The 21,199-nt window shown below is 39.2% G+C and carries 17 protein-coding genes and 1 other RNA gene; 12 read left to right on the top strand and 6 right to left on the bottom strand.

Going from position 1 to position 21,199, the window contains the following annotated elements; genetic code table 11:
• Positions 1 to 9: 9 nt before the first annotated feature.
• Positions 10 to 1,278 carry an exonuclease SbcCD subunit D gene (locus MKL38_RS08020; RefSeq protein ID WP_270903012.1) on the bottom strand — a complete coding sequence of 423 codons (1,269 nt, stop codon included), beginning with the start codon at positions 1,276 to 1,278 and terminating at the stop codon, positions 10 to 12.
• A 164-nt stretch (positions 1,279 to 1,442) separates the two neighbouring features.
• On the opposite strand from MKL38_RS08020, the gene MKL38_RS08015 reads away from it, so the two are divergent.
• Positions 1,443 to 1,916, top strand: coding sequence for an OsmC family protein (locus MKL38_RS08015; protein WP_270903011.1), 474 nt, complete (start codon positions 1,443 to 1,445; stop codon positions 1,914 to 1,916).
• Between the two features lie 71 nt (positions 1,917 to 1,987).
• Here the strand turns inward: MKL38_RS08015 and MKL38_RS08010 are convergent, their stop codons facing one another.
• Positions 1,988 to 2,365 (bottom strand): VOC family protein, encoded by a 378-nt coding sequence (locus MKL38_RS08010; protein ID WP_205469753.1) that lies wholly within the window; start codon positions 2,363 to 2,365, stop codon positions 1,988 to 1,990.
• A 380-nt stretch (positions 2,366 to 2,745) separates the two neighbouring features.
• On the opposite strand from MKL38_RS08010, the gene MKL38_RS08005 reads away from it, so the two are divergent.
• Positions 2,746 to 3,198: an ABZJ_00895 family protein gene (locus MKL38_RS08005; protein ID WP_270903010.1), complete on the top strand. Its 453-nt coding sequence runs from the start codon at positions 2,746 to 2,748 to the stop codon at positions 3,196 to 3,198.
• Positions 3,199 to 3,281: 83 nt separating this feature from the next.
• A complete protein-coding gene (locus MKL38_RS08000; protein ID WP_270903009.1) occupies positions 3,282 to 4,187 on the top strand; it encodes a TIGR01777 family oxidoreductase in 906 nt (301 codons plus the stop codon).
• On the opposite strand, the gene MKL38_RS07995 is transcribed toward MKL38_RS08000, so the two are convergent.
• Positions 4,179 to 5,294 carry an NAD(P)/FAD-dependent oxidoreductase gene (locus MKL38_RS07995; RefSeq protein ID WP_270903008.1) on the bottom strand — a complete coding sequence of 372 codons (1,116 nt, stop codon included), beginning with the start codon at positions 5,292 to 5,294 and terminating at the stop codon, positions 4,179 to 4,181. The two genes, MKL38_RS08000 and MKL38_RS07995, sit on opposite strands and share 9 nt — an antisense overlap.
• Positions 5,295 to 5,319: 25 nt before the next feature.
• Positions 5,320 to 6,333, bottom strand: coding sequence for a porphobilinogen synthase (gene hemB / locus MKL38_RS07990; RefSeq protein WP_004641673.1), 1,014 nt, complete (start codon positions 6,331 to 6,333; stop codon positions 5,320 to 5,322).
• Positions 6,334 to 6,475: 142 nt separating this feature from the next.
• Here hemB and MKL38_RS07985 point away from each other — a divergent pair, with 142 nt between their 5' ends.
• From MKL38_RS07985 to MKL38_RS07945, 9 genes are all read left to right on the top strand, one after another.
• On the top strand, positions 6,476 to 6,973 hold the full coding sequence (locus tag MKL38_RS07985; RefSeq protein WP_004641674.1) for a thioesterase family protein: 498 nt from the start codon (positions 6,476 to 6,478) through the stop codon (positions 6,971 to 6,973).
• Positions 6,974 to 7,241: 268 nt separating this feature from the next.
• Positions 7,242 to 8,393, top strand: a complete 1,152-nt coding sequence (locus tag MKL38_RS07980) for an EmrA/EmrK family multidrug efflux transporter periplasmic adaptor subunit (RefSeq protein WP_270903007.1) — start codon at positions 7,242 to 7,244, stop codon at positions 8,391 to 8,393.
• Positions 8,394 to 8,399: 6 nt separating this feature from the next.
• Positions 8,400 to 9,926, top strand: coding sequence for a DHA2 family efflux MFS transporter permease subunit (locus MKL38_RS07975; protein WP_005042591.1), 1,527 nt, complete (start codon positions 8,400 to 8,402; stop codon positions 9,924 to 9,926).
• 303 nt (positions 9,927 to 10,229) lie between these two features.
• The gene (gene ggt, locus MKL38_RS07970; RefSeq protein ID WP_270903006.1) at positions 10,230 to 12,215 is read left to right on the top strand and encodes a gamma-glutamyltransferase; all 1,986 of its coding nucleotides are present in this window, start codon (positions 10,230 to 10,232) and stop codon (positions 12,213 to 12,215) included.
• A 160-nt stretch (positions 12,216 to 12,375) separates the two neighbouring features.
• Positions 12,376 to 12,734: a transfer-messenger RNA gene (ssrA, locus tag MKL38_RS07965) on the top strand.
• A 313-nt stretch (positions 12,735 to 13,047) separates the two neighbouring features.
• Complete coding sequence (locus MKL38_RS07960; protein WP_270903005.1) at positions 13,048 to 14,610, top strand: type I restriction-modification system subunit M; 1,563 nt, start codon at positions 13,048 to 13,050, stop codon at positions 14,608 to 14,610.
• The gene (locus tag MKL38_RS07955; RefSeq protein ID WP_270903004.1) at positions 14,607 to 16,331 is read left to right on the top strand and encodes a restriction endonuclease subunit S; all 1,725 of its coding nucleotides are present in this window, start codon (positions 14,607 to 14,609) and stop codon (positions 16,329 to 16,331) included. Before MKL38_RS07960 ends, MKL38_RS07955 begins: the two co-directional genes overlap by 4 nt.
• A gap of 23 nt (positions 16,332 to 16,354) precedes the next feature.
• Positions 16,355 to 17,938 (top strand): AAA family ATPase, encoded by a 1,584-nt coding sequence (locus tag MKL38_RS07950; protein WP_270903003.1) that lies wholly within the window; start codon positions 16,355 to 16,357, stop codon positions 17,936 to 17,938.
• Positions 17,935 to 18,732 carry a hypothetical protein gene (locus tag MKL38_RS07945; RefSeq protein WP_270903002.1) on the top strand — a complete coding sequence of 266 codons (798 nt, stop codon included), beginning with the start codon at positions 17,935 to 17,937 and terminating at the stop codon, positions 18,730 to 18,732. Before MKL38_RS07950 ends, MKL38_RS07945 begins: the two co-directional genes overlap by 4 nt.
• A 158-nt stretch (positions 18,733 to 18,890) precedes the next feature.
• On the opposite strand, the gene MKL38_RS07940 is transcribed toward MKL38_RS07945, so the two are convergent.
• Positions 18,891 to 19,175, bottom strand: coding sequence for a hypothetical protein (locus tag MKL38_RS07940; protein WP_151799143.1), 285 nt, complete (start codon positions 19,173 to 19,175; stop codon positions 18,891 to 18,893).
• Positions 19,176 to 19,822: 647 nt separating this feature from the next.
• Positions 19,823 to 21,169, bottom strand: coding sequence for an OprD family outer membrane porin (locus tag MKL38_RS07935; RefSeq protein WP_270903001.1), 1,347 nt, complete (start codon positions 21,167 to 21,169; stop codon positions 19,823 to 19,825).
• Positions 21,170 to 21,199 lie beyond the last annotated feature (30 nt).

Genomic DNA, 21,199 nt, shown 5'->3' with positions numbered 1-21,199 from the left:
GACATATCCTTAAGGTGTTGCATCATTTTCAAGATTTTTTTGTGCTTCTTGTACCAGACTCAGAAAATCTTTTAAGACTGCATCATCGGCACTGTAACCTTGTTTTTCCCAAATATTTTGAAAGAGTTTTTCTGGTGTTGGTGGTTCAAGTGCAATGTGCTGGGTGGTATCAGTGTCCGAAGCATCTTGGCTCACATATTGACGTGAAATACGCACTAAACGATAGCGGTCAGGTGGCAATGCGGCTTCAAACTGTTGGCGTAAATTAGGCTGTGGTGGAGTTAAACTATAATATTCAATATCGACATATTCACGGTGGTCAATATTCTCAATCACGCCGTGCGGCAAAGCTTTGAGTTGTTGCAGTACCTCGTTTAATTCACCACGAATACGATGTAATTTGATACAACGCGGAATTTCAACAGCTTCAAACTGCAAACGGTGGTCTGCCTCTTGAGCAGGGTCAATTTTGACTTCAACCACTTGGTGTTTATAGTTAATTTCACTAAAAGAAAGTGGAATAGGTGAACCGCTATAACGAATGTGCGGCTGGCCTACTTTTTGTGGTTTATGTAGATGCCCTAAAGCGACATAGTCGACAGCATCTTCAAACAAAGTGGTTGAAAGCGCCTCTTCATTACCAATAATAATTGGGCGTTCAGAGTCAGATGTTTCTCCGCCTTGCATGTGGGCATGCGACATCAAAATAAGCGCTTGGTCTGGTGTTTTACGACGCTTCGCTTCAGCAATCAGTTGTTCATGCAAATAGGCAATCGCATTTTTGCTATTGGTGGTATGTTCATTAAAGCCCGTAATTTCGGCTGAACGTAAAAAAGGTAGGGCAAGGCACCACGCCACAATATCTTGATTTTGATTATAAATAGGCAACAGCAGACGATCGAGATCTAGGGTTTTATCTTCATTCCAGCGAACCACGCCCACGGTTTTTGCATTGTATTTTTCTAAAAGTGGTTCGACCTGTTCAATACGGTAGCCTGAGTCATGGTTACCCGCAATCATGAGCGTTTGCATGTGCGGTGCAAGGCGATGTGCATCTGCTAAAAATTGATAGAGTTGTTTTTGTGCTTGTGAACCCGGATTAATCACATCAAAAATATCGCCGGCAATGAGCAGGGCATGCGGTTGTTTTTCTTGAATTTGAGTGAGTAACCAACTTAAAAATTGTTGGTGTTCGTAGTGGCGTGAATGATTATAAAAAAACTGCCCCAAATGCCAGTCAGAAGTATGTAGAAAATGTACGGACATAGAAACAGACATCAAGCCAAAGTAAACACAGATACGTTAGCATAAATTGGCAGGAGATTTTATCAAGACATTTTAAAGTGCTCGATATTTAAGCCTACGCTGAAATCTGAATTAATTTTGTCACTTTAAACTTTGCTTTGTTACTATCAGTTCAAACAATGAACTTTGAGAATAAAATGACCATTCATAAATACGAAGTGAAAATACAGTGGGAAGGCAATACAGGTACAGGCACTTCATCTTATCGTTCATATAAAAGAGACTTTAGTATTCAACATCCACAAAAAGCCACTATTCAAGGTTCATCAGACCCTGCCTATTTAGGCGATGTGACCAGATGGAACCCAGAAGATTTATTGGTTGCTTCTGCCTCAGCTTGTCATAAGCTTTGGTATTTACACCTGTGTGCAGTCAATCATATTCATGTGCTGAGTTATGTTGACCATGCACTTGGATTTATGGAAGATGCGGATCCAGTTAAACGTGGCCACTTTACCCAAATTATTTTAAAGCCTGTGGTTGTTTTAGAAAAAGGCGCAGACCAAGAGCTTGCTGCAAAATTGCATGAAGAAGCGCATCACGAATGTATGATTGCCAATTCGGTGAATTTCCCAATTACATGTGAAGCCAGTTTTAGCTTTGCCGAATAATCAATATGAAATAGCCACCGATAACAAGGCGGTGGCTATAAATTAGAAAATAAATTTGTTAAATAAAATCTTTAAGCAGCATTTTCATCAACTTGAAAAATACCAAAAACGTTATGGTCTAAATCGACAAAGTAACCATGCCAAGCACGACCGGGAATGGCGAATTTATCCATTGCCACAATGCCACCTTGCGCTAAAATTTTTGTAGCAACTTCATCAAAGTTTTCGACTTGAACCGAACAGGTAAATGCATTGGTGCCATATTCCATTGGAGGCGTTTGAGCTGGGCGTTTTAATAGCCCACCCATAATTGAGGGTGTTTCTATACGGTAATATTCAATTGGTAAGCTTTCATCTAATTTAAATTGCCAGCCGAACACAGCATGATAAAACTGCGCGTCTCGGGCAGGGTTTGAAGACTGGATTTCAAAATAGGCAATGTTGTTCATATTATTAAAAACATATTTTTATGGTGTAAAAAGTATACGCATAGCCTTTATGACCATGAAACAACTATTGTGTATGGTGAGCGTAAACTAAATGAAAGTGCCAGAAAATAAAAACCGACGATTCGAGTGATGAGAGAATCGTCGGTCAAAAACTTCATCAAGGGTTTCGGCTGCTAACAAAACCTAATCTGAAGGAAGAAAAGAGTCGTAATGAAAGGTCACCGATACAATTCTGCGGATGCCGTGCAAAGGAAGTATTCGGTTGCTGCGACCTTATTACCCTATATAACGTCAAGAGATTCGGATTGGTTGACAGAAAAATGAAAAAAAATCGAAAAAAATTTATAATTATTTTTTGAACCCATAAATTAGGCAAAAAGATGACCAAATTACGCTCTTACTTTCTCTGGTTTTTTGCTTTATGCATAGGACTCACCTTAATTGTAGGTGTGGTTGCAGCACTATTACCAGCGAGTGTAGGTGGTATTTTAACAGCCGTTCCATATTTAGGCGCAATGATTTTTGTCCTGTTTAAGTTTTTAAAGAAAGAGCGCCGTGCACCAACTGTACAAGAAAAAAAGAAATTTACTTTAGGTTTTACCCTGATTTTTTGGGGCTATAACTTATGTGGTGTTTTATTTGGTCTGTTTTTATTTGCCAGAAAAGACCAAGAGATTTTGCAGAACTTTATGCTTTACCTTAAACAGCCTCAGTTTTTAAGCATTATGCTCATTATGCTTTTAATGTTAGCGATCCCGCTTTATTTGATTACCTATTGGTTTTATGGGAAACAGGCACAGCGTATGGCAAGCAAAATGTTTAATGTGCAATAGATCACTACAAAAACAGCTACGATTAAATATAAATGAGTCTTATATAATGAAATAAAACTTGTGTCCTCGGTTTTGGAGGAAATATGAATAAGAATGTATTAATTACGGGCGCCAGTGGTTTTATCGGAACGTATTTAATTAAGTTCCTTTTAGAAAAAAATTATAACGTGATTGCTGTGACGCGTCAGACTGGAAAGAAATCTGACCAGCCTGCCTTACAGTGGGTTCAAAAATTTGAAGATATTTCGACCCGCCAAATTGACTATGTCGTGAATTTGGCAGGCGCAAATATTGGTGAAAAACGCTGGACCGAATCACGTAAAAAACAACTCATTGAAAGCCGAGTAAACACGACACGAAAGTTATATGCATGGCTAAAGCAGTCTGAAATTTTTCCGGAAGTGATTGTGTCTGGTTCTGCGATTGGCTATTACGGTATAGATGTTGAAGAAAAGTGGGCAGAGGTGTGCACTGAACAAAGTCCACCACAGCCTATTTTTATGTCTCAGCTTTGCCAAGAATGGGAGCGCGCAGCTTTAGCAGATACTCAGCAAAATACTAAAATTATTCGCTTAGGCGTGGTGTTTGGGCAGGGTAGTGGCATTTTACCTAAAATGTTGCTTCCAATTCGACTCAATTTAGTCGGTCAAATTGGTCACGGTCGTCAGCCTGTGGTTTGGGTGCATATTGAAGATGTATTAAGCGCCATCGAGTTTATATTTAACCATCCTCAATCTTCTCAAATCCATAATGTCGTGGCACCAGAAAATGTGACTCAACAAGCTTTTGTTGAACAAGCTGCTGCGGTACTCAATAAGAAACCGCTGTTGTCGGCACCAAGCACGGTTTTTCGCTGTTTGTTAGGCGAACAATCGCAATTGATTTTGAATGGTCAATACGTTAAACCTGCTGCCTTACAAGCAGAAGGATTTGAGTTTGCTTATCCTCAGTTAAAAATGGCTTTAGAGAATATACTCGTGTCAGGCTAAGATTTTATTTTGTAGGCGCTCTGGTGAATATGCTTTTGCATCAACTAGCGTAGGTTGACCCAGCATAAGCTGACGGAGCAATTGTGCAGAGCCTGCACCCATGCATAATCCATTTCTAAAATGACCAAAGTTTGCCCATAGGTTATCCATTTCAGGCATTTTGCCAATGTATGGCACGCCATTTGGTGAACTTGGTCTGAGTCCTGCCCAGCGCTGTACGATCGGGAAATTGGCCAATTCAGGCACCATTTCTAAGCAAGCTTCTAAAATATTGTGTTGGGTTGTTTCGTCAGTAGAAGTGTCAAAACCCCGATGTGCCATGCTTGAACCACACACAATATGACCATCCATACGTGGAATCAAATACATCACGCGATTCATGCACATAGTAGGTAACCAGTGAGCAGGGGTTTTAAATAACAACATTTGACCTTGAACAGGTTCGACTGGAATTTCGAGTTGTAATTGTGAATTCCAGTAATGGCTCCATGCGCCCGAAGTTATTACAAAATGATCTGCTGTATATTTGCGACCATCTTCGGTTTGTAGTGCCTGTATAACATCATCCTGTTGAATCAGTTTTTTAACAGCAGCGTGTTCAAAAAACTCAACATTTGGATGTTGTTTTAAATAGCTAATGAGCGACTGTAAAACGCGTGGATTACGAATATTAGAAAGTTCAGGGAAATAAATAGCTTCTTGAAACTGAGCGGAAATATGCGGGTTGACTTGCTCTAGCGCATCTCGCTGTAAATATTCACAGCGTTGCATGGGTTCTTGATGTTGATTTGCATAGGAAAGTCCGATGTCAAAATCTTCTTCATCAAAAATCAGCATGCCTGTGTCATGAATTTCAAAATCAATCCCTGTAACAGGGGAGAGTTTTTGGTTCCATGCTTGATAAGACGCTTTGCCAAATTGAGCGAGTTGGTTCACTGCATGCACATAGCGCCAAGGGTACATCGGAGAGAGAATACCTCCGCCAGCCCATGAGGCTGCTTGTCCCGCTTGTTGTTGATCGAAAATGCTGACGGTACAGCCTTGTTCAACCAACTCCAGCGCAGACATTAATCCACTTATGCCCGCGCCAATGATTGCAATATGCATGCAGTGTTATCCTTTCTCTGCGAACTTAGTTCATTTCCTTGAGTTTTTCTGCAGCAGTTTCTGCAAAGTAAGTCCAGATTCCATCTGCACCAGCACGGCGGCAGCACATGAGTGATTCTAAAATCACTGATTCTGATAACCAGCCATTTTGAATTGCGCCAGCTAACATTGCGTATTCGCCACTCACTTGGTAAATGAATGTCGGAACACCAAAGGTATCTTTCACTTCACGTACCACATCCAGATATGGCATGCCCGGTTTTACAATGACCATGTCGGCGCCTTCTTGAATATCAAGTGCGATTTCATGTAAAGCTTCAGCACGGTTGGCAAAGTCCATCTGGTAGTTATATTTATTACCACCTTTTAGGTTGGATGCAGAGCCAACAGCATCACGGAACGGGCCATAGAAGCTCGACGCATATTTCGCAGAGTAGGCCATGATGTTGGTATAGATGTGACCATTGGCTTCTAAAGCTTGACGAATTGCGCCAATACGGCCATCCATCATGTCACTTGGTGCAACCACATCAGCACCCGCTTCGGCATGACTTAAAGCTTGTTTAATCAAGCATTCTACAGTCTCGTCATTCAGCACATAGCCAGTGTCATCAATAATGCCGTCTTGACCATGAGTCGTGTATGGGTCGAGCGCACCATCAGTGATTAACACCATTTCTGGTAATTCTTTTTTAAGTAAACGGCACGTGGTTTGGACTAAACCATCTTCATGCCATGCAGCTTCTGCGGTCAGGCTTTTATCTTCTTGAGGCGTAACTGGAAAAAGAGCCAGTTTTGATACGCCCAATTCCAGAAGTCTTTCAGCTTTTTTCAGTAATAAATCTGCCGACAAACGCTGAATGTTTGGCATACTTGGAATATCTTGGGTTTGATTTTGTCCCGGTAATACAAATACTGGATAAATCAAGTGATTGGTAGTGAGCTGTGTTTCGCTGACCATCGCACGCAACTGGTCATTTTTACGAATACGGCGCATGCGAGTGGCTGGAAATGCAGGACGATTGAACGTATAAGTCATAACAATCTCGATGTTCGGTATTACACTAGGATAGGTTGGCGGATATTCCATTACTGTCAACCGACTGCTGTATTGTAGCCCCATAATGCTGGATTTGTACAAAATTATGGGTGTTTATCATGCTTTTAAATTTAGGCAATGTATGAGTGATGAAAAGAAAAATTGGACTGGGAGCATTCATTTAGGTGCAAAAACTGACCTGAATGTAGTTCTTAAGCAATTATGTAAGGCGTTTAATAGCTCTCCTTTTTTTAAGCATAGTGGAATGATTATGCGTGTGGTGGACGGGCAGATTGAAGGCTATATCGAGATGCAACCCGACCTGATTGGTAATCTGGCATTTCAGATTTTGCATGGTGGAGTTGCTGCAACCTTGCTCGATAGCATTGGCGGTATTGTGGCAATGGAACACTTATATCGCCGTTCAACGCCGGAAACTTTAACCGAGACCATTAAGCAAGTGTCGCGTTTGGCAACCGTCGACATGCGTGTCGATTATTTGGCGCCGGGGCGTGGTAAATACTTTATTGCACGTGCCGAAGTTCTGCGTTTAGGTCGTAAGGGCTGCACTATGCGCATGACCATGGTCAATGATGAAGGCAAAGCAATTGCTGCGGGTATTGCTTCATACGCCTATTAAATTGCTCATTTAAGTAGTTAAAAAGCGCCAAGTGCGCTTTTTTTAGTATTTGAAAAGTGGGAATTTTCACAAAAACTTTGAGATAAACATTAATTTAATTAGAACGAACGCATTAGTTATAATTTTTTATTCTCATATTATGAGGTTTTAGCGTTAAAATTAGCTCCTTTGACAATGCGGTATGTCTTGTTTATAGAAAAATAAAAACTCTATAACAAGGTGTAGTGCGAGATTGATGGCAAAGCCAACCCATCTTTAGGAACATACCATGACTGATGCACAAAGCAATGTACAAGAAACAGTGCCAACAACATCTGCCTCGGATGACAACAATCAAAACAAGCGCAAAAAATTTCTTGGTTTTTTTGCGCTGATTTTATTGATCGCCGCTATTTTATATGCAATTTGGGCATTATTTTTAAACAACTCCGTGAGTACGGATAATGCCTATGTCGGTGCAGAAACGGCTCAAATCACTTCAATGGTAAGCGGGCAGGTCGCTCAGGTTGTGGTAAAAGATACCCAAACAGTACATCGTGGTGACGTGCTGGTTCATATTGATGATCGTGATGCCAAAATTGCACTGGCTCAAGCTGAGGCAGAACTCGCCAAAGCAAAACGCCAATACAAACAAACTGCGGCAAACAGTAGCTCTTTAAACTCTCAAGTTGTGGTTCGTGCCGACGAAATTACCAGTGCCAAAGCACAAGTTGCTCAAGCACAGGCTGACTACGACAGAGCTGCTTTAGAGCTGAATCGTCGTGCGCAACTTGCCGCGTCTGGTGCAGTGTCTAAAGAAGAACTCACTAAATCACAAAGTGCAGTTGAAACAGCCAAAGCAGGGCTAGAGCTTGCAAAAGCAGGTTTAGCGCAAGCATCTTCAAGCCGTAAAGCTGCCGAAAGCACTTTTGCAGCGAACGAAGCTTTAATTCAGGGTGTAAGTGAAACTTCAACACCTGATGTACAAGTTGCACAAGCACATGTTGAACAAGCTCAGCTTGATTTGGAACGTACCGTAATTCGTGCGCCAGTTGATGGTGTGGTGACGCGTCGTAATATTCAAGTGGGCCAACGCGTTGCACCTGGTACCAGCATGATGATGATTGTGCCGCTCAACGATTTATATGTAGATGCGAACTTTAAAGAAAGTCAGTTGAAAAAAGTCCGTCCGGGTCAAATCGTCACTCTTACTTCAGATTTATATGGTGACGATGTTGAATATCACGGCAAAGTGATGGGCTTCTCTGGTGGTACAGGCTCTGCCTTTGCCTTAATTCCGGCTCAAAACGCAACAGGTAACTGGATTAAAGTGGTTCAACGCTTACCAGTTCGTATTGCACTTGACCCGAAAGAACTTGCTGAACACCCACTGCGTGTTGGCTTGTCGATGGAAGCAAAAGTCGACTTATCTGCGAAGTAAACGCTTATGAAAACGCAAACACCTTTTGCCGAGCTGAGCGGTGGTCGTTTATTACTGGCAGCGTTTGTTATTGCCTTGTCGAACTTTATGGTCGTACTCGATACGACCATTGCCAACGTATCTGTACCACACATTACCGGTAACCTTGCTGTTTCAAGTACACAAGGGACGTGGGTCGTTACATCGTATGCAGTTGCAGAAGCGATTTGTGTACCCTTAACGGGTTGGCTTGCGGGCCGCTTTGGAACTGTTCGGGTTTTTATTTTTGGCCTGATTGGTTTCACCATTTTTTCTTTCTTGTGCGGCCTAGCAAACTCGTTAGGTATGTTGGTCTTTTTCCGTATTGGACAAGGTCTATGCGGTGGTCCACTTATGCCACTCAGCCAAACCTTGTTGATGCGTATTTTCCCTAAAGAAAAGCATGCACAGGCCATGGGCCTCTGGGCAATGACCACAGTCGTTGGGCCAATTTTAGGACCAATTTTAGGTGGTCTGATTAGTGACAACCTGTCTTGGCACTGGATTTTCTTTATTAACATTCCGGTCGGCATTATTTGTGTTTTAGCGGCAATCCGTTTGCTCAAACCAGCCGAAACAGAAACGATTTCTTTAAGAATCGATACGGTTGGTTTAGGTTTGTTAATTCTGTGGATTGGTGCACTACAGCTCATGCTCGACTTAGGGCATGAACGCGACTGGTTTAACAGCACCAGCATTGTGGTACTCGCTTTAACCGCCGTCATTGGCTTTGTGGTGTTCCTCATATGGGAGCTGACCGATAAGCACCCCGTGGTGGATGTGAAGGTATTCAGGCATAGGGGCTTTGCTATTTCAGTGTTAGCCTTGTCGCTCGGCTTTGGAGCGTTCTTTGGCAGTATTGTACTGATTCCGCAGTGGCTGCAAATGAACCTTTCCTATACCGCCACATGGGCCGGCTATTTAACTGCAACCATGGGCTTTGGTAGTTTGACCATGTCACCGATTGTGGCGAAGCTTTCGACTAAACATGACCCACGAGCACTTGCAAGCTTTGGCCTGATTTTGCTGGGTGCTGTGACCTTAATGCGGGCATTCTGGACCACAGATGCCGACTTTATGGCATTGGCTTGGCCACAAATCCTGCAAGGTTTTGCTGTGCCGTTCTTCTTTATTCCACTGTCGAATATTGCACTGGGTTCGGTGTTACAGCAAGAAATTGCATCTGCTGCGGGTCTAATGAACTTTTTAAGAACTATGGCAGGGGCAATTGGTGCTTCAATTGCAGTCACGGTGTGGGACGACCACGCCAAAGTTGCACGTAGTGAAATGGTGTCAAACCTAAATACTGCCGAAGTACAAAATAACCTTTTGCAAAATGGTTTTACGGCTGACTCGACCTTAGGAATCATTTCAAACCTCGTCGATAAAGAAGCCATTACCATGTCGGCAAACCATGTATTTTTACTATTTGCGATGGTGTTTGTCTTTGCGGGGCTGGTCATTTGGCTGTGTCCAAAACCCAAAGGAGATGTCAGCGGAATGCCTTCTCACTAAACATCAAAAGCATCTCTTCGGAGGTGCTTTTTTTAGGCCCACTAAAAAATAAACTACATCTGCAAATGGCAGATTTTGCCTGTATTTAGCGAAATAAAGCATGCCAGAATCGGGCAAATCAGTTATAAAAGAGTGTGATATCAAGCAAGGAGGCATCAGACAGGGCACAGGATAAACGCCCTTAAACATTCAATATTATAAAACCTTATTTTTATCAAAGATTAAAAAAACTTAATACCTGAAAACAAAGAAGCTTGCATGGCAATTGCATGGATAGGCAGGCGTATATATTGGAGTTATCACGTGAATAAAAGATATTCATTTTTGTTCAGTAGTTTATTAGCAGTCGGTTTATTACAAGGATGTGGAGATGACTCCTCGTCAGATCAGCCCAAGGATGATTCAAATACAACCCCGCCCAATTTAATTGTAGATAATGACCCCACCAGTTGTAGCAAACTGGCACAAGATGGTTCAAGCGTGGTGGTCGGTTCAAACCAAAATGGTGACCCAGCCGCGCCTGAGGGTGCATCGGGTTATAGACTCGGTAACACGGTTAAATACGCAGATAAATATATGGTGGTGGCAAACACGCCACTGGCGGTAAAAGCGGGCTGTGATGTTTTAAGAGCAGGCGGTAGTGCAGTCGATGCAGCCGTTGCGGTACAAGCAGTGTTGGGTTTAGTAGAACCACAGTCGAGCACGATTGCTGGTAGTGGTTTTATGATGTATTACGATGCCAAAACCAAAAAAGTCACGGCTTACGATGGACGTGAAACAGCACCAGCCGCAGCTAACGAATATTATTTAATTCGCCAAGATATATATGATCCCAATTCACCAGCGCCTGTACCAAGTGCCCGCCGTAGTGGTCGCTCGATTGGTGTGCCGGGTGTGATGCGTTTGCTTGAACAAGCACAACAAGAACATGGCAAGCTTAAGTGGAACCAGCTTTTTGGTGAAGCAATTGGTTTGGCTGACAACGGTTTCCGCATTCCGGGCCGTTTGGCAGATGCGATTGCAAGCAATGCAAACAGCTTAGCGCTTGATGCAAATGCAATGGCAACTTATTTCTACCCAGATGGTTCGCCTCGTAAAGTAGGTGAGACCATGACCAATAAAGCCTATGCAAAAACCCTAGAAGCACTTGCCACGCAAGGCGCAAATGCATTGCACACGGGTCCAATTGCTCAAGCCATTGTGGCAAAAGCAGGCCAAACATTAGGGGATGATCCAGCACGAACTCCAATTACTCCAAGCTTGATGACCTTGCAGGATTTATCGAACTATCAGGTGAAAAAACGCGACCCGATTTGTACAACGTATCGTGACCGCTACTATGTATGTACCATGCCGCCTCCATCTTCGGGAGGAATTGCGGTTGCGCAAACGCTGGGTATTTTAGAAAACTTTGATATGTCGCTTTATCCACCTAAAAACCCTGAAAATGAAGGTGGTGTGCCAGATGTGATGGGCGTGCATTTAGTGTCTGAAGCAGAACGTTTGGCCTACGCCGACCGTGATAAATATGTGGCAGATACTGATTTTGTCGCTTTACCAGCACAGGGTATTGCAAGCTTTATTGATAAAAATTACTTAAAACAACGTGCAGCACTCATTAACCCGAACCAAAGTATGGGCGTTGCGCCAGCAGGTAATTTCAATCCAGCTTCGGGTGTCGATACGACTGTTGAACACGGCACGACTCAGTTCACGATTGTAGATGCCTATGGCAATGTGGTTTCAATGACATCGACGGTTGAATCGAGCATGGGTTCATTCCACATGGTGGATGGTTTCTTGCTGTCAAACCAGTTAACTGACTTTAGCGCCAACCCGCTAGACAGCACGGGAGCACTGGTTGCCAACCGTGTGGAAGGTGGTAAACGCCCACGTAGTACCATGGCGCCAACTTTAGTGTTTAAAGGCACCACGCCAGATGAGTTTTATATGGCAACAGGTTCACCAGGTGGTGGTACGATCATTCAATATGTGGTTAAAACTTTAGTGGGTGCGCTGGACTGGAACTTAAACGCACAGCAGGCGACTTCGCTTGTTAACTTTGGTGCGACCAATAGCAAAAACACCAATGTAGATAGCTCGAATGTGCAGCTTTCTTTGCTTGATTTGATTGAAGGCTTAAAAGCAAAAGGGCATGGCGTTGCCAACACTGCGCAAACCAGCGGTATTTCAACGATTATGAAAGTAAATATTAATAATCAAAGCAAATACGCAGGTGGGGTAGACCCGCGCCGTGAGGGTATTGTGTTAGGCAATGGTGCTTTATAGACCACACTTTAAAAAAAGCTGTCATGTTTGGCAGCTTTTTTATGTGGCCCTTGAAAAAAACAAAAGGCTCTCCATTATGTAAATATGTTCATCAGTAGCGGACTGTTGATAAAATGCACAGTATTTTATTTTAGTTATGCTATGATGCTCATACATTCATGGGGATGTTATTGGCTTCGACGCTGGTGATGAAACTCATAGATGCATGCCGAGAGCGCATTTTCTCTCGTAAATCAAATTTGCATATTTTAGTCGCAAACGACGAAACTTACGCTCTAGCTGCCTAAGGGCAGTTTGTCCGCTTCCTAGAATACTTGTGGTTTAGGAACCCGACCGTAGCGCACGCACACAAGTCCGTATAGAGTCAAGCCTCGGGGCTTTATACCAAACTTAGAGGATCGCAACTTGTACCCTGTTCGTCGGGTCACTTGGTGTTAAAACAATAGACGATATCTAAGCATGTAGTATTCTCGAGCGTAATGCTGGCGGACGCGGGTTCAACTCCCGCCATCTCCACCAAAATTCGAAAAGCCCCAAATATTAATTATTTGGGGCTTTTTTAATTAGAATTATGTCCTATATTATTATACTAGATGTATTTTTAAATTCATTGAGTTGCATTCATAAGAAGATTAATTTATTTCATAATAGTTTTTATTAATCATAGCTGTACTTGAAAAATTTCACTTAAAATAATTGTTTAAGAAACTTAATTAAAAGGCCCAAGTATAAATGAGGAAAAAATAAACGAAAATATCTGTTAAAGCTTGTGAGAAGTTCTTTAACTGCTACAATTCTATAACTTTTAGAATGCAATGTTGAAGTATGCCAAATGACCCAAAATGATATTGTTCAAAAACTATGGAGTCTTTGTGATATTTTAAAAGATGATGGTGTTAATTATAGTGACTATGTGAGTGAATTAACTACATTATTGTTTATAAAAATGATTGATGAGTTAGATGATAGTTCATCAACTCTTAAAAAAATATACCCCGAACAATATACTTGGGAAAAACTAAAAGCATTAAAGGGAACGAATTTATTAGCTTTTTATCAGGATATGCTTCATGAATTATCTCTGAGTCAACACAAATTAATTTCTTCAATTTATGCTAATGCACAAACTAGTATCCGTGAACCGTTGCATCTTGAACAATTGATTAAAGCTTTTGATCAGCTAGATTGGTTCACTATCAAAGTGGATGGGTTGGGTGACCTATACGAAGGGCTACTTGAAAAAAATGCTACTGAATCAAAATCAGGAGCTGGACAATATTTTACTTCTCGCTCTTTGATTAATAGTATTGTAAGGTGCATACGACCACAACTTGGAGAAATAATTCAAGATCCAGCATGTGGTACAGCAGGTTTTCTTATTGCTGCAGATACTTATATAAAAGAAAATAATAACTTGATGTCTTCAGATAAGAAAATTTTACAGCAGTATAAAAATACAATTTTTGTTGGAGTTGAGCTTGTTGCTAATACTTGGCGTTTAGCACAAATGAATTGTTTGTTGCATGATATTGGTGGAGAAAATGGTGTAATTTTATTGGGTAATTCTTTAGGTCCTGTTGGTAAGAATTTACCAGAATCAGACGTTATTCTAGCTAATCCGCCATTTGGTTCTTCAAAAGGAGGAGAAGCAAGTATAACAAGAGATGACCTATCATTTACAACTTCTAATAAGCAGCTTGCTTTTTTGCAGCATATTTATATGAATTTAAAGCCGGCAGGTCGTGCTGCTGTAATTTTACCAGATAATGTACTATTTGAAGCGGGACAGGGTACAGCAATTCGTCAAGATTTAATGAATAAATGTAATGTTCATACAATTCTTCGTTTACCCACAGGCATTTTTTATGCGCCTGGAGTGAAAACTAATGTTCTTTTTTTTAATAAAGGCACAGAAGAAAACCCTTTACAAGAAGAAAACTGCACAACGGAAACTTGGGTATACGATTTACGGACTAATATTCCAAGTTTTGGTAAACGTACACCTTTTACAGAAAATTATCTTTTTGGTTTTGAAAAAGTTTATTGTACAGGTGCCGATAGTTTAGTATCTAGAATTGAAGGGGAGTGGTCAAATACTATCTCGTCTCAAGAAAAGAATTTAGAAAATAGCCGTTGGCGAAAATTTAATAGAGAATGGATTAGGGACCAAAAATCTGATTCATTGGATATCTCATGGTTAAAAGATTATGAAGCTGTTGATGCAGCAAATTTACCAGAGCCTCATGTTTTAGTAAGTGAGGTAATGTCTGAGCTGGTTCAAGTATTTATTGAACTAGATAGTTTAATGCATGCTTTAGACCAAGAAAGTGAAGCAAATAACCAAAAAATGTTTCTAAGAGATGCTCTGGAAATTGACAATAGGAAACAGGCATGAGTGTAGGAAAATTGCCTGAGGAATGGTTATTAACATATATCGAAGATATCGCGGATGTAGTTGGAGGGGGGACCCCTAGAGCAAATGACCCTGATAATTTTGTAGAACCTTCAATGGGTATTAGTTGGTTAACTCCTGCTGATTTAAGTGGATATAAAGAAAAATATATTACTCATGGTGCACGTGATTTATCAGAGCAAGGGTATAAAAATTCTTCTGCTAAATTAATGCCAAAAGGAACTGTAGTTTTTAGTAGCCGAGCTCCAATAGGATATGTAGCCATTGCTTCAAAAGATATGTGCACCAATCAAGGATTTAAAAGTTTTGTCACTGGTTCAAATATTGAATCTGAATATCTTTACTATTACTTAAAAAGTATTAAAGATTTAGCCGAGAGCAAAGGCACGGGTACGACATTTAAAGAACTATCTGGAAGTGCTTGTAAAAAACTTCCTTTTATTTTGATTCCAATTGCGGAACAGAAAGAGATTGTTCGCCAACTAGATATTATGCTTGCAAAAGTCGAGCAAATAAAAACACGTTTAGAAGCTATTTCTAAATTTTTGAAAAAATTGAAAAAGTCTTTTTTAGCGCAAGCCATGAGTGGGAGAGTGTCTGCTGAGTGGAGACAACATCAAAATTTATTAGTTTCTCATGCTGAAAAAGACCTCTCCCAAATATTGAGAGAGCGTATTAGTCTAGTAAGAGATAAGAATATTAAAGTTGAACAGCATCTAAAAAATGAGGAGTATACAATACCTTCAACTTGGATTTGGACTTCTTTAGATGCTTTAACTTCTAAAATCGTAGATGGGACACATCATACACCTAAATATATAGAAAATGGGATACCCTTTATATCTGTAAAAGATATTTATGAAGGTAAAATTGATTTTTCGAATACAAAATATATTTCGGAGATTGAACACACGGAACTTTCTAAAAGATGTAATGTTGAAAAAGGCGATTTACTTATAACTAAAAGTGGAACAATTGGTCGAACTGCTATAGTAAACACTAGTAATGAATTTTCTTTATTTGTCAGTGTAGCATTACTAAAACCTGCATCAAAAAATGTAAATATGGAGTTTATTAATATTGCATTGCAAAAATGGGTAAATGAAATAGATGTTTCTAGCAGAATTGTAGGTTCTGCAATAAAAAACTTACATTTAAGAGATATGCGAGTTTTAGCAATACCTTTTCCTCCACTACAAGAACAAGATTTTATTGTTCGAAAAATAAATGAATATATTCAATATTTTGAAAATATTGAAAAAAATATTCAAGTAAGCCAAATAAAAGTTAGCTCAATCACTCAGACAATTCTAGTAAAAGCTTTTAATGGAGAATTGACTGCTAAATGGCGTAAAGAACATAATGATTTAATCACTGGTAATAATAGTGCAGAAGTTTTACTTATTGAAATTCAACAAGAAAAGAAAATAAAAAAACTAAATCAAGATAAAATTAAAGAGAATGTACTTAAGCAGAATAGTAAGAGTAAAAAAATGAATGAGATAAAATCAGTATTAGATGTTTTACAAAGTGTTAGACATCCTCTTAGTAGCATAGATTTATTTTCCCTTGCAAATTACCCAAATGATGCAGGAACGGAATTAATTGAAAAGTTCTATTTAGATTTAAGAGAGTCTATCAATCAAGGTAAAATAAAGGTAATAGGTGATGAATCTTATAACTGTTTATTTGAATTGGGTTAAATGAATAGGAATTTTAGTATTAAATGAAAATTGATAAGTTGCATATATATTCTAAATTTAAACAATTAGAAGATTTTGAAATAAATTTTGATGAAGATAGCTTGATGACAGTTATCGTGGGAAAAAATGGTTCTGGTAAGTCAAATGTGCTTGAGGCTTTGGTTTCAATTTTCAGAAATCTAGATTTGGGTGAATCTCCACCTTTTTCTTATAAATTAGTATATAGATTAGGAAGGGACCCTAAACTTGATAGCTCAAGTAAAAAATGGCTTGAAGTTGAAGTTGAAGCAGATGTTGAGAAAAAAACTTTGAATAGTCAATATACTATTCATTGTAATAACTTATTATCTTCTCAATTTTCTAGTGATTTGAACTCCAGTAAAAAAATTCCAATAACGAAAGTTAAAAGAGATAAATTTGGTAATTCTGATTATTTACCTAAATATTTATTCGCTTATTATTCAGGTCCGAGTGATAGATTAGAAAAGTATTTTATAAAACATCGAACTAATTTTTATCGGAAATTATTGCAGGATGAGTTAAACTTAAAAGGGGATATTAGACCTTTATTTTACGCAAAACCTTATCATAGTCAGTTTGTTCTACTGGCTTTCTTTCTATCAGATCAACAAAGTATAGAAAGAAAATTTATCTTAGAGCACTTAGAAATAGAAGATCTAGATAGTGTTCATTTTGTATTACGGCAACCAAACTGGGCAAAAGATAAAGATGAATTATTTTGGGGAGCTAAAGGAATAGTTAGAAAATTTTTAGATGAATTAATCAAACATGCTCTAGCTCCTTTAAAAATAAAAAGACAGGAGAATACTTCATTAACTGGCAAGAATATTCGAAATGAGTTTTTTCATCTATTTCTACCTGATCTCAACTCATTGAAAAATTTTGCCAAAGATTTAACTCCAGACGAGCTTTTTAAAATGTTGGAGAGCCTGTTGCTCTCAGAGATTATTTCAGAAGTTTCTGTTCGTGTAAAAGTTAAATCAAATAATTTTCCACTAACTTTTAATGAATTAAGTGAAGGTGAGCAACAATTATTAACAGTGTTGGGACTATTAAAATTTACAGGTGGAGAGGATTCTTTATTTTTATTAGATGAGCCTGATACTCATTTAAATCCTGCATGGGCTGTTAAATATCTTAAATTCCTTAAACAATTTGTACCCAATGAGGAAACTAGTCATTTATTAATGGTTACACATCATCCTCTCGCTATTGCTGAATTAGAAAAGAAACAAGTTCAGGTAATGACTAGAGATGAAAACTATAATATAAGTGCGATAGAACCAGATGAAAGTCCAAGAGGAATGGGAATTAATTTAATATTAAGAAGTGATATGTTTGGCCTTAAATCAACTTTAGATGAGTTTACTAATAGAAAGTTAAAATTAAGAAATTCTCTAGCCGCTAAAGAAATATTATCATCAGCACAAAAAATATTTGATGAGGAAATAGGTTTTGAAACAGAAGAACAATGTTTAGCTAGACTTAATGAAGAACTAGAAAGTTTAGGATTTAATCTAGCCTCAGATGATCCTGATTATATGGATTTTTTACAAGAAAAATATCAAGAGGGTAAAGAACCATGAGATGGATTTGTAAAGATGATATAGAAGAGTGTTTAACGGAAGAATGGCGTGTACAAGCAGCAGCACTAAAAAAAGCTTTATTAGAAGCACCAGATCAAGCGCGTAGAAAACAAATTATTAATAAATCATCTGAAATATGGCGTAAATATTATGAACTTCTTCCAGATAACTTTAAACGTAAGTGTTGGTATTGTGAAGCTGAAGAAATAAGATCCGATATGCCTGTAGATCATTTTCGACCTAAAAATATGGTTGAGGGTGAAAAAGAAAATAATGGTTATTGGTGGTTAGCATTTGATTGGGAAAATTATAGATGTGCATGTACATTTTGTAATAGTCGCCGAAATTTTGAGGAATCTCAGGGAGGGAAGGCTTGTAAATTCCCATTATTGAATCCAGATAACAGGGCGGTTAAACCCGAAGATGATATATCAATAGAGCAGCTTAATTTTTTAGATCCTTTTAAGCCCCAAGATGAAAAACTATTGTGGTTCGATAATGATGGTTTTCCCATTCCAAACCCAAATATTACTCCTGCTGAAGTAGAAAAAGTAGAGAACTCTGTAGATATTTTTCATTTACATGAGACTCGGATTGTAAGGGCTAGAAATCGTATAAGAATTACGGTGGATACTCTGGTAAAAAAACTTAGAAATAATTCTAATGATGAAGAGTCTTTTTCAAAGTTGAAAAGTATGGTTAGAGAAAAGGAGAAATTATCTCGTACAGCGATTGTTTATTTGAGTGCGCATAGAGATTTACCTAAAGTAAAAGAAATCTTAAACTTAGACTAATTTAAAAGTGTCGATTCGACCAAGAGATTATTTGCATATTTAATATCAATGAACTAGCTATTTTCAGGCCCCCGTGCCGCAACAGAACTTTAATTTTTTGCGCTGATTTAAAGTAATCCACCATTGCGGCACAGAGATAAGGGAGCTAAGCCAAACGCTTAGCCCATGTCGTCTTTATCGCACCGCCGCATCACGTTAAAGAAAGTAGGGGCAAAGTCCTGTGGGAGAGCAGGACTTTGCAAACTGACATGCTCTAGACGTTGCATGAGCTTATGCGAATACACTTGTTCAAGCCGTTGGTAAATACAGTCGCAACTGGCTTGGGTGTGCCCACCAGACAGGCAAATTTCTTCAAAATCCTGCTGAGTGTGAATGTCGCAACCAGAAACACCGTAATCGCCTATTAAAAGGCTTAAAGCCAAAATAGGTTTATAAAGTTTCATATTATTCTCGTGATAATTTTCACTAAGTTATTAATAAAAAATAAGCCGCTTATATTTAAAGTATTAAAATCATTTAAAAAGGGCATAGTTAACCCGCCTGTAATACAGAAAAATAAAATGATTAAAATTTTAAAATAAAATTATTTATAAATTTAAAATATTTTAGGTGAGAGAAAGCCTAAATTTTAAATAAATAAAATTACGAGAGAAGATAGGGGATTAATATAAAAAATGTCATGGTCAACTCCTAGAATTTATGGAGCTCTACCACCAAAGATCACCGTCAATTGATTATGGTGGTAGAACGAAAGGGGGTTGACAGACCGGACATACAGAACCAGCACACCCGAAGGTGTCCCCCTTCCGCCCTACCGCAACATGAGGGGGACGGTGGTTTTCACACAAATTTCTCCCTCAGAAGGATAAATCTGATGTGCTGTATGTAAAACGGTCTGTCAAAACCGACTGGCAATGTGTGCCAGCGAGACCATAATAATCATAAGTTTTTAACAGGTCAATTCAATTTAAATAAAATATTATAAAAAATTAAAATATAAATTTATATTTTAATTAAACTCAAGAGTTAATCTATTTAAAGCAGTAAATTAATAAATATAATAAAGTTAAACTAAACGTTTAGCCTGCTATTAAAATGTATAACGGTAATTAATAAATACACGGTGTTGGTCCCAATCTTTACGGGTCATGCCATTTATTTTTTCACCTAAGTTTGCATTTTCAAACTTTGACTCATAATACAAAAATGAATAACGCACATCTAAGTTTTTCACCCACGGCAAGACATAACTTACCGTAAAGTCAAAGTAACGCTCTTTACCTTCAATATCACTGTTGATGTTACTTTGGTGAGCGCCAAAGCCATAAATATACTTCGCTTCGGTTTTTAAACCTTTCACGTAGTCTTTCCAGTTATATTTCAGGCGAAGGGCAACGGCGGTTTCATCGTTATTGGTAAAGTCGGGGCCAATAGTCGAAGAGGTTGGAAACGGGTTGGTGCCGTGATCTTGCGTTAAAACCGAGTTGCGGTCGGAGTGCACGGCAAAGTTATCTTCAATCCAAAAACCATCAAACTTTGAAACGGCAATGCCACCTTCAATATTATTCTTGGCCACATTTACATCGAGAAAATAACCATTCCCACGGTTGTTAATGTCTTGGCCTTTGACACAGTCCAGCTCAGTTTCGGCACCGCATTTAAACAGCTTGCCATCATCACGTGAGAAAAAAGCACCTGTGTTGAATGTCCACACAAAGCCATGCATTGGCAATTTATATTGAGCAATCACCCCGTACTTTTTTAAATAATCTTTGCTATTTAAATACTCGGCATTCACGCTCCAGTTTTTGTACTGATACTTAGCTCCAAGCAAACCGACATAATCAATGCGCTCGTCATTTTCAGTCACCAGTTTTTCAAAAGAGTCCATGCTGCGCGGTTTCCAGCGGTCATAGTAGGCAATGTAAGTCTGTAGCTGATCATTCAATTGAAACTGACCACTCGCACCCGAAAAAGTATCGGGCACCGCGCGGTTATTGGTGCTTTTGAGCAACAGCGAGTCTTGCAACTGGCGGCCTAATTTAATTTCGCCTTTATCGCCCAATTTTGCCTTGACGTAGAACTGTCCTAAAGTCGCAAAGTTTTGATCGAGCTTGCCGTTATTTTCGACCTCTAAAAGCTGAGCGCTAGGCTTGCCAGAATCAAATAACTTGGTGACCGCATACAGTGAGCCATCTACCCCAAGCCAGTCCCACATGTACGGTGACTGATAATTTAACTCAAGCCCTAACGCACTTTGCTCATATTCATTCGACGAAGGCGAAGGGTTGGCAAGCGTGGGGTGGGCAGTGCCTTCATCATTCCAGTAACGGGTGTTAAGTTTTAATTCTAACTTGCCAAATTCTTGAGGAAGTTCTGCATAAGCATTGTTCACACTGCCTAAACCAATACAGCCCCATAGCAAATATTTATTCATTTTAAATTCCTTTTTTAAGCATGAATAAGC

Source organism: Acinetobacter sp. AOR14_HL, from assembly GCF_027855175.1.
Taxonomy (GTDB): domain Bacteria; phylum Pseudomonadota; class Gammaproteobacteria; order Pseudomonadales; family Moraxellaceae; genus Acinetobacter; species Acinetobacter calcoaceticus.
This window is presented reverse-complemented; position numbering and strand designations above follow the sequence as displayed.

Coding starts and splice junctions, on each gene's coding strand:
- MKL38_RS07985 (WP_004641674.1), top strand. CDS start 6,476: ATGAGTGATGAAAAGAAAAATTGGACTGGGAGCATTCATTTAGGTGCA.
- MKL38_RS07960 (WP_270903005.1), top strand. CDS start 13,048: ATGACCCAAAATGATATTGTTCAAAAACTATGGAGTCTTTGTGATATT.
- MKL38_RS08015 (WP_270903011.1), top strand. CDS start 1,443: ATGACCATTCATAAATACGAAGTGAAAATACAGTGGGAAGGCAATACA.
- MKL38_RS07975 (WP_005042591.1), top strand. CDS start 8,400: ATGAAAACGCAAACACCTTTTGCCGAGCTGAGCGGTGGTCGTTTATTA.
- MKL38_RS07950 (WP_270903003.1), top strand. CDS start 16,355: ATGAAAATTGATAAGTTGCATATATATTCTAAATTTAAACAATTAGAA.
- MKL38_RS07945 (WP_270903002.1), top strand. CDS start 17,935: ATGAGATGGATTTGTAAAGATGATATAGAAGAGTGTTTAACGGAAGAA.
- MKL38_RS08005 (WP_270903010.1), top strand. CDS start 2,746: ATGACCAAATTACGCTCTTACTTTCTCTGGTTTTTTGCTTTATGCATA.
- MKL38_RS08000 (WP_270903009.1), top strand. CDS start 3,282: ATGAATAAGAATGTATTAATTACGGGCGCCAGTGGTTTTATCGGAACG.
- MKL38_RS07995 (WP_270903008.1), bottom strand. CDS start 5,294: ATGCATATTGCAATCATTGGCGCGGGCATAAGTGGATTAATGTCTGCG.
- MKL38_RS07980 (WP_270903007.1), top strand. CDS start 7,242: ATGACTGATGCACAAAGCAATGTACAAGAAACAGTGCCAACAACATCT.
- hemB (WP_004641673.1), bottom strand. CDS start 6,333: ATGACTTATACGTTCAATCGTCCTGCATTTCCAGCCACTCGCATGCGC.
- MKL38_RS07940 (WP_151799143.1), bottom strand. CDS start 19,175: ATGAAACTTTATAAACCTATTTTGGCTTTAAGCCTTTTAATAGGCGAT.
- MKL38_RS08020 (WP_270903012.1), bottom strand. CDS start 1,278: ATGTCTGTTTCTATGTCCGTACATTTTCTACATACTTCTGACTGGCAT.
- MKL38_RS08010 (WP_205469753.1), bottom strand. CDS start 2,365: ATGAACAACATTGCCTATTTTGAAATCCAGTCTTCAAACCCTGCCCGA.
- MKL38_RS07955 (WP_270903004.1), top strand. CDS start 14,607: ATGAGTGTAGGAAAATTGCCTGAGGAATGGTTATTAACATATATCGAA.
- MKL38_RS07935 (WP_270903001.1), bottom strand. CDS start 21,169: ATGAATAAATATTTGCTATGGGGCTGTATTGGTTTAGGCAGTGTGAAC.